At 40.8% G+C, this 14720-nt stretch carries 10 protein-coding genes and 1 pseudogene; 4 read left to right on the forward strand and 7 right to left on the reverse strand.

What is annotated here, in order from left to right; genetic code table 11:
* Positions 1 to 167 precede the first annotated feature (167 nt).
* The gene (locus AACZ87_RS04580; protein WP_339865311.1) at positions 168 to 473 is read left to right on the forward strand and encodes a DUF3784 domain-containing protein; all 306 of its coding nucleotides are present in this window, start codon (positions 168 to 170) and stop codon (positions 471 to 473) included.
* An 82-nt stretch (positions 474 to 555) separates the two neighbouring features.
* Here AACZ87_RS04580 and AACZ87_RS04585 read toward each other — a convergent pair whose 3' ends face one another.
* Positions 556 to 2118 (reverse strand): S8 family serine peptidase, encoded by a 1563-nt coding sequence (locus AACZ87_RS04585; protein ID WP_339865313.1) that lies wholly within the window; start codon positions 2116 to 2118, stop codon positions 556 to 558.
* 386 nt (positions 2119 to 2504) lie between these two features.
* Positions 2505 to 3416 carry a WYL domain-containing protein gene (locus AACZ87_RS04590; RefSeq protein WP_339865315.1) on the reverse strand — a complete coding sequence of 304 codons (912 nt, stop codon included), beginning with the start codon at positions 3414 to 3416 and terminating at the stop codon, positions 2505 to 2507.
* Between the two features lie 132 nt (positions 3417 to 3548).
* Here AACZ87_RS04590 and AACZ87_RS04595 point away from each other — a divergent pair, with 132 nt between their 5' ends.
* Positions 3549 to 5132, forward strand: a complete 1584-nt coding sequence (locus tag AACZ87_RS04595) for a hypothetical protein (RefSeq protein ID WP_339865317.1) — start codon at positions 3549 to 3551, stop codon at positions 5130 to 5132.
* A gap of 102 nt (positions 5133 to 5234) precedes the next feature.
* On the opposite strand, the gene AACZ87_RS04600 is transcribed toward AACZ87_RS04595, so the two are convergent.
* The 4 genes from AACZ87_RS04600 to AACZ87_RS04615 all read right to left on the reverse strand — a co-directional run bounded on the left by AACZ87_RS04600 (position 5235) and on the right by AACZ87_RS04615 (position 7834).
* Positions 5235 to 6101, reverse strand: a complete 867-nt coding sequence (locus tag AACZ87_RS04600; protein WP_339865319.1) for a DUF5777 family beta-barrel protein — start codon at positions 6099 to 6101, stop codon at positions 5235 to 5237.
* Positions 6098 to 6640, reverse strand: a complete 543-nt coding sequence (locus AACZ87_RS04605; RefSeq protein ID WP_339865321.1) for a YceI family protein — start codon at positions 6638 to 6640, stop codon at positions 6098 to 6100. The genes AACZ87_RS04600 and AACZ87_RS04605 overlap by 4 nt, the downstream gene beginning before the upstream one ends.
* Complete coding sequence (locus AACZ87_RS04610; protein ID WP_339865323.1) at positions 6640 to 7155, reverse strand: Rieske (2Fe-2S) protein; 516 nt, start codon at positions 7153 to 7155, stop codon at positions 6640 to 6642. Before AACZ87_RS04610 ends, AACZ87_RS04605 begins: the two co-directional genes overlap by 1 nt.
* Positions 7156 to 7276: 121 nt before the next feature.
* On the reverse strand, positions 7277 to 7834 hold the full coding sequence (locus AACZ87_RS04615; protein ID WP_339865325.1) for a hypothetical protein: 558 nt from the start codon (positions 7832 to 7834) through the stop codon (positions 7277 to 7279).
* A gap of 1354 nt (positions 7835 to 9188) precedes the next feature.
* Between AACZ87_RS04615 and smc the strand changes: the two genes are divergently transcribed.
* Entirely contained in the window at positions 9189 to 12728 is a 3540-nt protein-coding gene (gene smc / locus AACZ87_RS04620) for a chromosome segregation protein SMC (RefSeq protein WP_339865327.1), read from the forward strand.
* A 365-nt stretch (positions 12729 to 13093) separates the two neighbouring features.
* Positions 13094 to 13540 (forward strand): annotated as a pseudogene (locus AACZ87_RS04625) (transposase).
* Positions 13541 to 13655: 115 nt separating this feature from the next.
* Here AACZ87_RS04625 and AACZ87_RS04630 read toward each other — a convergent pair.
* Complete coding sequence (locus AACZ87_RS04630; protein ID WP_339865329.1) at positions 13656 to 14606, reverse strand: NmrA/HSCARG family protein; 951 nt, start codon at positions 14604 to 14606, stop codon at positions 13656 to 13658.
* Positions 14607 to 14720: the final 114 nt, after the last annotated feature.

Raw genomic sequence — 14720 nt, forward strand, 5'->3', positions numbered from 1 at the left:
TAGCCGAGTAATCGACTAGCCTTTTAAACTATCTATTTTTGAGACAGCCTCTTTTCAGTTTTTAGCCTTCGAAAAAAATGAATAGCAAAATAAAACTAAACCCCTTGTCAACTAGCTTTAAAATTCCTATATTAATTTCTTCAGGTTAACCCATAAATCAAAAAGTCATGGAAACCATTTACATAGGCTTATTTTTTATTGCTGTCGCTGTTGCAGTCAGATTCTATCCTGGCGTCTTAGCTGGCTACAATAGTTTATCCAATAGAGAAAAAGAAAATGCTTCAGCTAACGGGTTACCTATTTTTGCTTCTATTGTATTTGGAGCTATGGGGGTGATATCTATCGCTGGCTACCTAGCTTCAATTTGGTTAAATAAACCTTCTTTAAGTGGTATTTGGATATTGGTAACTATTGTAGGTATGATAGTGCTGCTTGTTTTCGGAAACATACTTGCCAATAATCGGGCTAGATAGTGTTCATTAGTCAGCACCCGGATTCTAATAAAAACGAGGCTTAGATTAATTTCTAAGCCCATTTTTATTTATAACAATAATTTTAATTGATCAGGACTGCAGCCGCCGCATCCAAATTCCCGTAGCCATATTCTCCATTTTTGGAAGGATATAGATCTGAAGTAGTGCGCATCTTAGCAAGAACCTGATCCTTACTCCAACTAGGGTTCTTCGCCCAAACCAATGCTGCGATCCCGGAAGCTGTAGCTGTCGCAACGGAAGAGCCACCTACAGTAGATGGCACATTGCTGTAAAGCGCAGTAGTCAAAGGTTTAGTATTCGTTCCTGCCCGCTCCATAACTACCGTGAACTCAACCTGCGAACCAGAATGGCAGGTATCACATCGCTGATATCCACTCCCCTCTTTTACACCAGTTACAGCAACAGTTTCTGACATAGTAGCAGGAAAGATCACTCCTACCCAGTTCGTAAACGTAGTAGAGGTACCTGCTGCCGCAAAGATCAATTTACCGCGATTATTTGCATAGCGGATGGCATCAGCCACTTTCGAATTTGAAAATAAATCCCCTATGGACATGTTTATAATTTTCACATCAGATCTTTTTCCTAAAAGCACTAAAGCCTCAGCGACTCCATCCCTTTCATTTGCAGAATTAAAAATCACATCGCTTGTTCCTCGAACGCTGATCAGGTTTGCGTTATAAGCCACACCTACAGCATTTCCTACTGTATTTCTAGGAGAAGCTACTACTCCAGCCATAGCCGTACCATGACCGCATTGGTCATTTGGACCATCGTACTTTTTCCACCACCAATACCCAGTTTGATAAGTTCCAAACTTCTGAATTGTTCTACCATTCGATCCCCCGCTATTAAAGCCAGCATTCAAGGAAGGTTGATCTGGAGAAAGTCCAGTGTCTATCACGCCAACAGTAATTCCTGCTCCTGTACTTTGCATCCATGCCTGAGAAATACCCATTTGATCATAATTCCAGGAAGATTTGGCGTTAGGACTGATGATCGTAAAATCTTCAGAAGAAATTGACTGTGGTTCATTTTCGCATCCTGAATCACTCGTCACCCTCGCATATTGGTTGTTATCAGCTAAGCTGTAATCAAACTCATATCCACGAGGTTCAAAATAGCGCACCTCACTCATATTTCTCAGGTTGCCCAGCGCTTCCAATTCATAGACTTTTATCTCCAAATACGGCAAATCTTCATGAATCAGAGATTCTTCAATTTTCCTTTGGTTGATTGCAGGACCTTTAGCACTGATTTCTGTGATCATGCCAATGATTTTTCCAGCTGCCTTTTGCATATCAGGATCTTGAACAGTCTCCAGCCCAATCCGTGCATTTGTCAGCTCTTTTCCTGATGCTTGATATCCTATAGTGAGAATAGAATCACTCTGAATCAATGCACTTAAAATCAACTCATCTGACTGATTTACCCAGATAAAATCACCAGTTTCTTGTAAAGATTTCCAGATAATCTGATCGATTTCTGACGAAGGAATTAACTCTACTTGGCTTTCTGCCACCACAGCTTGAGGTATGTCGGGCTGGTTCTCACTACTACAAGATCCAATAACTAGGGCTAAAATAATCAGCCCAAAAATCTGATTGTTTTTTAGATTCTTCATAAAAATTTGGTTTTAAAAATTGATAATCAATAAGTTAAAAAAAAATGTATATATCTACAATGTGTCCGATAGTCTTATTTCCTTCTATAATCCAGACTTGGATAATTCTAATAGCTTACAAATGATGCACAGCGGAGCTCTGAGAAGTCAAATAACGTTCGTGATGACACGAACGATGGCGAAGCGGAGGTCAACTACCGTTGGTGATGTCAGGAACGATGGCTAAGCGGATGTCAACCACTGTTTGTCATGACACGAACGGCAGTGAAATGCTGGTTTTACCCAGTTTTTACCAACTATTTTTGACCATTAAATCAAGTTTTATCCTTAGCATGGCGCCGCACTAAGCCTTCTGACCAAAAACAGAACTATCCAAATACTTTTTGTTACAAAAGCATTTTGGAAAGTTGCTCGCTCAAATAAGCTTTCATCTCCTCTCCCTCTTCTACCTTCACTTCTCCCGGTAATCCAAGTATAAACCTCGCCAACCCTGGCAGCTGTGGAACTTCTCCAATAAAATAATACTGGTTTCTATTTTTGATTGACATAAAAGGTCTCGCATTTGGGTGCTCCTCCATCATCAATTGATAGGCTTTTTTACTCAGTTTCAATTTGACTACAAATTTGCTTTTCCCTGTAAAACCAAACAATTGAGTACCTGGAAGCTGATGTTTACTCTCATTTTTCCAAGAGCTTTGGCTCAAGACCACCTCTCCGATTCGCTCTATCTTAAAGACTTTCATGCTCTTGCTCGCAGGTTCAAAGGCATGAATAGTCTCGTAATTAGCCGAAAAAGCAACAGGCTCAACCAAACGATCACTCGTAGTATCTGAGCTCAAGGAATAATAATCCTTTAGCCAAACTTGCTTTTTTTGCTGAATGCTCTGCCCGATCTCATCCACCAATCTGCCAAGATTTGCTTTGAACAATTGCTCAGTTCCCTGCTTTACCTCAGATCGTACTGCTAGCTTTTTCAGAATAGAATCATGAAGCAAGTTACCTTTGCCTTGACTTTCTATCATCGATCTCAGCCATTGGCTTTCCTCCTGAGAAAAAGTCCCATAATTCAAAGTCTGGTCCATCCCTGGCCTATGCTGAATCTTGTACTTGCTAAATTCTTTCACCACCTCAAAACCCAGTGCTTCCAGCAATTTGAAATAGCGATAGATCGTGCGCTCATCGGTCTCCAAAAGCTCAGCCAGCCTATGAACAGGCTTACCGATATTGCTTTGCAACAGATTAATCAATTTGAAAACACGAAGAATTTTTTGTTGTTCTATCTTTCCTGCCTGGCTCATAGTAGATTGTGTATTTGGAAAGCTAAAAGTAAGGAAAAGAAGAAAGTGATTTTAATAATTGACGTGTATTGTCAGTAAATCTATCTCACAAATTGACTCAAGGAGAATAAAATTCCTTCTATTTTTAACTCAATGAAAAGCTTAAGGCATGATCCATTTTTAAGCAAACCGCAATTTATAGCTTTTGCAATAGGCATTACCTTCCTATTTGCCTACTGGCTCTTTGGCTTCGATGGGATTACCTTCAGCGATGATGTCTATTATTTACTTGCTGGGCAAAAGTTCTGGGAAGGGACAATGGAGGTCAATGATTATCATTTTTCCAGTCGCTGGGGAGCTTATGTACCTTCCGGATTAATTGGGTATTATTTCAAGTTTGATGCCCATATTATCTCACTAATCTCCTTGCTAAGCTATGGACTGACTCTTTTCATGCTCATAAAAGTCCTCTCTAAATCATCGCATTTATGGGTTCTAGTTCTCTGGTTTTGTACCCAAATTTACTTCTTACATTTCCTTACAAAAGTATATCCTGATAGCTTATTGGTTCTTTGGACTACCTTGGTTCCTGTAGCTGCTACTTACAGAAAAAGCAAGCCAATAGTATCCGGTGCATTGCTGGTCTTGGCTTTGTTTATTGGTTTTATCACGAAGGAAACCATCGTTTTTCTAGCTCCTTTTCCTCTTCTCTTGTTCTACTTTGATATAAAAGAAAAGGAATTGAAATGGAGCTTTTATTACAGTTTGATAGGAACGGCATTAGTGCTGGGCATAGCCTACTTAGGGTATTTCTGGATTGCATTCGGAGATCCGCTCCATAGAATCAGCTCCATCAATGCGGGACATTACATATCCGAATACACCTATGCAGATAAGGGATTCTGGTCTATTTTGGAGCGCTTGACTATTCTTCCTATCCAAACTTTTGTAGAGCGGGCATATTGGCCTTGGATGGTTTTTTCCGTTCCAGGAATATTAGCTGGATGGAAAAATGGAAGTACAGCTGCCAAAGCATTCAGCTTAGCCCTCGCATGCCTTATTATAGGTTTTTGGTTTATGAGTTCCACGCTGGCATTCTATAATCCCATCTACCTCAATCCCCGCCACCTCATTATCCTAATTCCACTATTGACATTTTTGATCGCTTCTGGCTGGAAGAATTGGAATGTTAGTGTGAAGTGGAAAAACTACTTAGGCATGCTTTTAGGCATAGGAATAGTGGTTGCGCTAGTGTTGCAAGACTGGAAAATGGCTGCTTTTCATGCTTCATTTTTCCTACCTCTTTATATAAAAAATCAGAAGCTATCTGCAGCACTTTTTGGAATAATCCTACTACTTCCAGCTACTTATTCCATCCAGTATCAAAAGAATCTCAAGCAATACAAAAACCTCATCAACACATTAACTAATCAAGTACAATTATCTGATTCAAAGACAGCTATATACACACATAGTTTCCTGAACTTCAGTAAAGAAGTACTATTTCCTGATGATTCAGTAGCTCAGGGAAAACTAATTCCTCTCTATCTGTTTCCTAAAAATTCCAGCCCTAGCCCAGAGCGTTTGAAAGTTTTGATCTACGATTATTACCAGCATGCATATCCAGAAGAACAAGAAGATGTAGATGCGATTTCAGACTGGCTTGAAAAAAATTATCAGCTTTTGAATACTTATAAAACAGGGAATATAAGCGTGAGTGAGTATGAAAGGAAGTAGGAAGTTGGAGGTAGGAAGCTTAGAGGAAGGAACTTGGAAGTTCTAGAAATTTTGTTCATTTCCATTAAACAACTGCAATTGTCAACTGACTACTACAAACTGTTATTTCTTCTTCTTCCCGGTAGCGAAAATACGGTTCACATTAAAGCCCAATCGAAACTCATCTCCAATAGTACCATTTCCTCCCGCTAAAAGATACTGCTCATTTAATGCCTGAGAGGTCACGAAATACATCTGAAATACATGACCGCCAGCTTCCACATCCCAGCCAATTCCAAAATTATTTCGAAGATCTGTATTCAAATTTGGGATGAATTGTAGCGTTAAAGATGAACGATCTGTTACTTTCAGCTTCCCACTAAACCCGAGAGCCACATACAAATTCTCTGTCCCCTCGATCTGATAAATAGGCCTAGGATCTGTGAAATAAGCCATCATGGGGGTCAGTTGAAAACTGATTTTCGGAGAGAACTTCCTCGCCAGCATTATTTGTCCAAAATAACTCATACGCTCCGAAAAGTTCGGGGAAGGCTCAGGGAGAAAGTCGTATTTCGAAGTATTGACTCCGCCGCCCCCAGCCACGCTAAGCGAGAAGGGCTTGCTTCCATTTTGAGTTTGCTGGAAAATGTGATACCTCCCGAAAACATTATAAACCTTATCTGTACTCGACCTTGATGCCGCCAGAGAGAATTTGTCTGACAATGCAAACTCAAAACTGAATTGAATATTGGCTCCATTATCCAAGCCAAATAGATTTTGAATCCCTCCATCTAGCGTACCAAAAGTGTGCATGATCGCAAAGTGCATGGATTTTTTACTCAGAGGTTCCACAGTCAGCAAATTGATATGGCGTGGGGCATGAAAAATCAGTTCCACTGGTGGATTCGGATTCGCCAGACTTCGCTCCAACTGGGCCAAAAGCGAAAATGGGAGCATCCCAAAGAGAGTCAGGAGTAGCAGTCTATTCATTTCATTTTGGGAGTTAAGGTTGCTTTAATGGTTACTTTCTGATTTTCTGCCAGCTCGTAAAACACCAGCTTGGGAATTGGAATGCTGAAATCAGACAGAAGCAGGTCGAACTCCGCCTCCAATTCCAACTCTCCCTTTGCATTTTTATTGACTGTGCCTTTAACTTCTATTTCTCGCTCCACCCCGTGAATTTTGAAGGTACCAATAGCCGTCACAGGACTTTTTGACCCTATAGAGAGCATGGGAACTGAATTCATTTTCCCCGTAAACTCAGCAAAAGGAAACTCCTCAGTCTCCAAGTAATTATCGCGCATATGCTTGTCACGAAGTCCAATACCAGTTTTCAGCGTATTAAGGTCCAGATAGAAATCCAGAAGATTTTGATCAAGGTCAATCAAGCCCTGCAACTGATCTGAAACACCGTTAAACTCATTCAGGGCTGCTTTGGAAAGGAAATTCACATTTCCGGTCTCTGTGAGATAAGTTTGCGCTTGCCCAACCGTGGTAATGAAATAGAGGAAAAGTAGAAGGCGTTTCATTACTTGGTAATGGTCAAAGAATTGCCACTCAGTGCTGTAGCGTAAGATTGCAACGATTGAGTTGCCGGTCCCTGAAGTACATTTCCGGAGGTATCAAACTGTGACCCATGACATGTACATGTAAACCTGCTATTAGTAAATGTCCAGTTGCGATCACAGGCAGAATGCGTACAAACAGAGGTCATTGCCATGTAGGAACCTCCTACGTTGACTACCAAGGTTTTTGCGCTGATGATCAAAAGCCATCCCCCAGTTGCCGCAAGACCAGTTTGAGCTGTCAAATCAATTTTAACTGTATTTCCAGAAACAACAATTCCGCTGGTATCAGCTCCCATGCCAGGTGTGGAAGTAGGAGGAGAACTTTGTGGATTCTGATCTTCTGAGTCCGAGCAGCCAGTAAAAAATGTCAGGCCAAAAGTTGACATTACAGCAGTCATACCAGCCCGTTCTATAAATGTTCTTCGGGATTGACTTAGGGTTCCTGTTTTAGACTTGATCTGCTCCATAGTTTCCATTTATTGGTAGTTACGATGTAATACCAAAAAATGGATGCCAATGCATCTAGCTTAAAAAATAATAGTTGCTAAATCACAGGAGAAACCGGAAGTCAAATAATTGCAAATTTGAAATTAATTACTAAAAATGCTTTCTATCCAAAATCTCCTTCAGCACAATAGCATCTTTAATAGACTGAGGGTTTTTTAGCATGCGGGCATAGCGGCTTTTGCTCGAGTAAGAGGTATCCGCTTCTACTTCTTTCAAGGAAGGAATTTCTGGAATACCCTTGGAGGTTCGGGTGAGTTCAGATTTAGTTTTCTCAAAGGCACCTTGGTAATGCTGGATCTCATCGTCATCCTCTTCCATTTTCCGGGTAGGAAATCTCTTTACCGCTGGAGCAGGATCTGCTCTCCACTCAGGTCTGGAACTAGTGTCCCCTGCTCGCTCATAAACCACTTCTCTGGGCTGAGCAACTGGTGCGGGCTGCATGATAGGCTTAGCTGGCTCAGGCTGTTTCGGCTTTTGGGCATCACGGATTTCCCGCATCAAATCTTCAAAAGAAACAGGTTTTTGCTGCTCCTCATCAGGCATTTGCTGGTCTTGCCCTTCCTGGTTCTTCTTTTTGCCTTTGGTAGCCTGATAAATAAAATAGGCTAAAACGGCGACGATATAAAGTATATTTCCTAATCCATCCACAGCGGTAAGTTAAATCATTTCGGTAAGTATTACATGTTTTTTAACCGCGGAGTTCACGGAGTAAACCGCAAAGAGCGCAGAGTTTGACGCAGAGCGCACAAACTGATTAATAGAATAATTGATAATTGACCATAGAAATTGATAATATCCAAATCATAAATTGCCGTTCGTGTGACACGAACGGCGGCGTAAGAATAGAAATACACATTTTTATAACCGCGGAGTTCGCGGAGGAATTCACAGAGACCCTAAATCAATTCTTCTCAACTTGATAATTGTCCATTGAATTTGGGAATTGATTATTGATAATGTGATTATCCGCAATGCTGCCAGTTGCCTTAGATTCTTTGCTTATCTGGTCGGAAGACCGATGACCGAAGAATCCCGTACTAACGGGACAGGCTGAAGTGACCTCAATTATAATTTTGAACAAATTCTAGATTGCTTTTCCCTCTTTACTGGTAGAAAAGCGGATATACATAATTGATATTTTCAAATCATGAATTGACCTTCGTGTGACACGAACGGCGGCGGATGCATATTCAAATTTCTTTTTAACTGCAGAGTTCGCAGAGTTTGACGCAGAGACCGCAAAACAATTCTTCACAACTTGAAAATTGCCCATTGAATTTGAAAATTGATTATTGATAATTTCCAAATCATGAATTGACCTTCGTGTGACACGAGCGGCGGCGGATGCGTATTCAAATTTCTTTTTAACCGCAAAGTTCGCGGAGTAAACCGCAAAGAGCGCAGAGTTTGATGCAGAGCGCACAAACTGATTAATAGAATAATTGATAATTGACCATAGAAATTGATAATATCCAAATCATAAATTGCCGTTCGTGTGACACGAACGGCGGCGTAATTGAGACCGCTAATCAATTCTTCTCAACTTGAAAATTGCCCATTGAATTTGAAAATTGATTATTGATAATTTCCAAATCATGAATTGACCTTCGTGTGACACGAACGGCGGCGGATGCATATTCAAATTTCTTTTTAACCGCAGAGATTCGCGGAGTAAACCGCAAAGAGCGCTGAGTTTGACCCATAGACCACTAATCAATTCTTCACAACTTGAAAATTGCCCATTGAATTTGGGAATTGAAAATTTCAAACCCTCTATTTCAAGAGCTCTTCCTTAAATTGCTCATGGAGAAAAACTGCCTACTTAGAACTGACCACGGCAAACTGATTAACCATACCGAACTACTAATTTTAAATTCAAACATTTTAAATTTTAAATTCCTCAATCCTTCCAAACGAAAACTGTTCACTCAAACCCCCAATTCCTTGGACAATGACTCAAATGATCTTATTTTGTTTGATTAATTAATACAATTTCAAAAGGATGCTGCTCAGTAAGCTGGAGATCAAAGGGTTTAAGAGTTTTGGGGATAAAATGGTGATTAACTTCGACAAGGGAATCACCGGTGTGGTTGGGCCAAATGGCTGCGGAAAATCCAATGTGGTCGATGCAATCCGCTGGGTACTTGGCGAGCAAAAAACCCGTATGCTCCGCTCCGACAAGATGGAGAATGTGATTTTTAACGGGACGAAAAACCGTAAAGCTTCCAATCTTGCAGAGGTATCGCTGACTTTTGAGAACACCAAAAACCTACTCCCTACCGAGTACACTTACGTCACGATCACCCGTCGCTATTATAGATCAGGCGACAGTGAATATCAGATCAATGGGGTCACCTGCCGACTGAAGGATATCACCAACCTCTTCATGGACACAGGGATCAATTCGAATTCCTATGCCATCATCGAACTCAAAATGATCGATGAACTCCTGAATGATAAAAATAACTCGCGCAGAGATTTGTTTGAGGAAGCTGCCGGGATCTCCAAATTCAAAAACAGAAAGAAGGAAACTCTTCGAAAACTGCAGGACACAGACGATGATCTGGACCGTGTGGAAGATGTGCTTTTTGAAATAGAAAAGAACCTAAAAAGTCTGGAAAAGCAGGCAAAGCAGGCTGCCAAATACTTTGAGATCAAGAAGGATTACCGAGTAGCAAGTATTAACCTGGCGAAAAAAAGCATAGAGAAATACAGTAAGTCACTGATCGATGCAAGTCAGAAAATTCAAGCTGAAGGGGATAAAAAGCTTCTCCTTCAAACCCAAGTAGCTGAAAAAGAAGCCCTTCTAAGTCAGTTGAAGACTGACTTGATCCAAAAAGAAAAGCTACTTGCAAGTCGCCAAAAAGCACTTAACGAACATGTAAATAAGATCCGCTCCTTTGAGTCGGAAAAGAAAATCAAAAATGAGCGACTCAGATTCCTGGAAGATAGATCCCAGAAACTGAGAGAGCAGATTGACACTGACCGTAAGTCAAATGACCGTGCGGGATTCAGTATCCGTTCCCTTCAGCAGGAAAAAGAATCTGCCGAAAAGATGCTTGCCGAAAAGGAAATGATTGTTTCCGAACTCCGGGAAGCCTACGAAAGTCAGAAGTTAATCCAAGCAGAAAAGCAGCAGGCACAGAAGACAATCAATCAGAATTTTGAAACGCTCAAGGAAAAAGTCTATCAGCTCAGCAAGGACATTGAGATCAAACAGATTCAGCTTTCTACACTTAAGCAGGAACTGGAGCGAACTTCATCCGACGATTCCTCTCAGGAAGCGAGTTTGGTGGATTTTGAAGAAAAACTGATTACCCTGAAAGCCGAACTTGATGAGTCGAGCAAGGGCTATCAGGAAATGAAAGCCAAACAGGAAGATCTTGATCAAAAGATCGAGGATACCAATCGGGTAATCGAAATGATCCGTGAGGAACTCACGCAATCCTCCCGAAAGCTGGATTCCAAAACCAACGAATACAACCTCACCAAGTCATTGGTGGAGAATCTAGAAGGTTTCCCTGAGGCCATCAAATTCCTGAAGAAAAACTCAAGCTGGGGCAGGGATGTCCCCCTCCTCTCCGATCTGCTGACTACCTCGGAAAAGTACAGAGTAACTATAGAGAATTACCTGGACAGCTACATGAATTATTATGTGGTGGACACAGAAACTCAAGCCATAGCTGCTATTCAACTCCTAAGTGATTCCGCACGTGGAAAGGCAAATTTCTTTGTTTTGGAGCATTTTGAGCGCTTCAAGCCTAGCCAAAACAAACTTTTCGCAAATGCGATAGCAGCGACAGAAATTATAGAATTTGACGTCAAATATTCCCGTCTGATCAACTTTATTCTGGATAATGTCTATATAGTGCAAGGCGAGCATAGGGATTTTCCGCAGGATACGGAAGCTGTTTTCATCTCCGAAAGTGGAAAGTACACCAAACGAAAATTCAGTATTTCCGGAGGTTCTGTAGGTCTTTTCGAAGGAAAAAGAATAGGTAGAGCCAAGAACCTCGAGAAGCTGGACAAGGAAATCAAAGATCTAAATAAGAAAGTAAGCAGCACAAGAAATAACCTGGACAACAAGCTGTCTGAACTGATGAAGCTGAAGGAAATCAGCTACAAAAAGACGCTGGAAGAGTGGCAGAATAAGATCAATGCCATCAACCAAGACTTTGTGTCCGTGCGTACCAAGAAGGAGCAACTAGCCGAGTTGCTAAGCTCCAATGCCAATAAGCGGGAGGATATTTTGGATAGAATCGCTTCCATAGAAGAGAGTTTGACTGAGATTCAACCACAGCTTTTTGATGAGCGAGCGGAGTTCGAAGCCATGCACGATGAACTCGAAGAGCTAAATGAATCCTACGAAAAGGAGTCTGCCTTGCTCTCTGAGAAGTCTCAGGCTTTCAATGCGGAAAACATCCTTTATCACCAGCATCTGAACCGGGTGAGCAGTTTGGATCAGGAAATAGAGTTCAAGCAGACTGCCTATGAGGGTTCAAAGGACCGAATTGGCAACTCCCAATCTGAGCTATCTCAGCTGGATACTGAAGTCAAATCTCTTTTGGACAACAATGAAGTCAAGGACGATGAATTGATCGAATTGTACTCGGAGAAGGAAGGCATAGAAAAAGGTGTACAGGAAGCAGAGAAGGACTATTATGCTTCCCGAGGCCAGATAGACGAAACAGATCAACAGATTCGAAGTATTCAGAAAGCCAAGGAAAGTTACGATCAGCTGATCCATGAACTGGAAAATGCAGTCAATGAAATCAAGCTGAAAATGACCGGGATGAAGGAAAGACTCAGCGTGGAGTTTGAGCTGGATCTGGATGAACTGATGGAGGAAAATCCGGAAATTGATGAAGATTTCAGGGAGTTTGCAGAGGACAAATTGCGGGAGCTGGTAAGTAAGCAAAAAGAGAAATTAGAGAAAATCGGACCTATCAACCCAATGGCGATGGAAGCCTACGATGAGATTAAGGTTCGCTATGATTTTATCACTACTCAAAAGGAAGATCTGATCAAAGCCAAGGAGTCCCTAATCACTACGATCAAAGAGATAGACGAGGTAGCCAAGGAAACATTCCTGGATGCCTTTGCCAAGATCAAGGAGAACTTTGTCAAGGTATTCCGTTCACTCTTCACCGAGCAAGATGATTGTGATCTGACGTTGGTAGATCCAAGCAATCCACTGGAATCTGCAATAGAGATTTTGGCGAAGCCTAAAGGCAAGCGTCCTTTAAGTATCAATCAACTTTCCGGTGGAGAGAAAACGCTGACTGCCACATCTCTACTCTTTTCTATCTATTTATTGAAGCCTGCTCCTTTCTGTATTTTTGATGAGGTGGATGCTCCACTTGATGATGCGAATATTGATAAGTTCAATACCATTATCCAGAAGTTCAGTTCCGAATCCCAGTTTATCATCGTGACGCATAATAAGCGCACCATGGCCAGCACGGATATTATTTATGGGATTACCATGATTGAGGCGGGCGTATCAAGAGTAGTTCCAGTGGATTTGAGGGAGTTGGCTTAAATGTAATATCCTCCAGCTAAAGCAGGAGGGAATTGATTATGGAGGCAATTCAATCAGAGAACATCTAAATAGGAATGGGGCTTTATAAGATTCCAAATAAGAAGGTATTTGAATTAGAATGCGGCTTTAGCCCATTCCATTAGAATATACCGAATGCAAAAGGGCTTTAGCCCAATAGTTTTTAGTTAAATCCAGAATATTCAATAGTATTTTATTGAATATAGGAATGTGGTTTTAGACCGTTACTTTTAGAATTATATTTTTCATAGAATTGAATTGGAATGGTGCTTTAGCCCATTCCATTAGGAAATACCGAGTGCAAAATGGGCTTTAGCCCAAATTCTTTTCTCTTAAATTTTTCAATTATGCCTTTTGTAAAAGTTTACATCCACCTTGTGTGGAGTACAAAAAATCGGGTAACCTATTTGACTTCCAAAGAACTCAGATTAAAGGTTTGGAATCATATCCGTGAAAATGTCCATAAAAAAGGAATATTCGTGGATTTCATCAATGGTTATTCCGATCACTGTCATTGTTAGATTTCCTTGGGAATGGATCAAACAAAACAAAAGACAGTTCAGCTTATAAAAGGAGAATCCTCATTTTGGATCAACAAAAACAAGTTGACTCAGGCGAAATTTGAATGGCAAGATGAATATTTTGCGGTTTCAGTATCAGAATCTCAGTTAAATAAGGTCCGAGAATATATCAAAAACCAAGAAGATCACCATCGAAAAAAGACTTCCTTGGAGGAATATGAGGAGTTTATAGTAAAATTTGGTTTTCAGAAATTAACCGATGAATTGGCCTAAAGCCCTCTTTAAATTTCCAATTCTTATTGCCTCCCGCTAAAGCAGGAGGCAATTTAATCAGGCAACATTTGAATAGGAATTCAGTTTATGAATAGGATGGGTTTTTACCCGTCCCTTAATCAATCGGAATCTTTGATCCATTTACAGCAAGCCATTCGTCGAAGTTTTGCAAATCAGGATTCAACTCCTTAGACACTTTTTCGCTACGAGCAGCATTAAAATCCTCATTAAAATCACGTTTAAACTGGAACATATTTCCCAAGTCATCAGCTCCCGGGAAGCCAAAGCTGCGATAGGTATCTGGGCTTACATTATTATAAATCACATTGATATTCAAGGCTTTTGAAAGTTTTGCAGCCATCTCACCGCCACTTAACTTTTCACCCACAATACCAATCATTTCTCCTACAGATCCATTTCCATTTTTGAAAATACCATAGGCACATTTGCCAATATCTTCAGCACCCATACCGCATAGCTTTTTGTCATCCAATGGGAAAGCGATGTAGTAGTTTCCATCCTCGCCTTTTTGTGGACCCATACCGAAATGGATAAAATTATCCCAGAAGAAAGATGTTCTTAATAAAGTAACGGGTAAGCCGGCATCTACCAGGAGTTTGTCGGCAGCACCTTTTCCATCAAAATGTGGCACTTTGTATTTGCCTTGTAGCGTAGGCATTCTGTCGTCATCTAAAGGCACCCAGTTTCTGGTATCTTCCAGCGTTGACCAAATGACATGCTTCAAATTAGCTTCCTTGGCGGCTTTAGCGAAATCAGCTACTTCTTGGTATTCCTTTTCGGCTGAAAAATGTTCCCAGAAAAAAGTAACAAAGAAGGCTCCATAAGCTCCCTCAACCGCCTTTTTAATGCTTGCAGCATCATCAATATCTGCTTCTACTACTTCCGCACCCAATTTTGCCAAAGCTTTTGCTTTGTCTGAATCAGCATTTCTGGTAACAGCCCTAACTTTAAATTCTGAATTGGGATCGGATAAAATAGCCCTAGCAAGCCCTCCGCCCTGTGCTCCTGTGGCACCAAAAACTGTAATGATTTTAGATTTTTCCATAGTTAACTTTTAGTTGTTTTTACCCTAAAAAATTTAGGTTTTGCCCCGTTTTTTTGAGTGGTATCTGGTCTCCACTGTTTATTGTTTGGTATAGGTATTTTTCAGCTTAATTCG

This window comes from uncultured Algoriphagus sp. (assembly GCF_963974365.1).
Classification (GTDB): Bacteria; Bacteroidota; Bacteroidia; order Cytophagales; family Cyclobacteriaceae; genus Algoriphagus.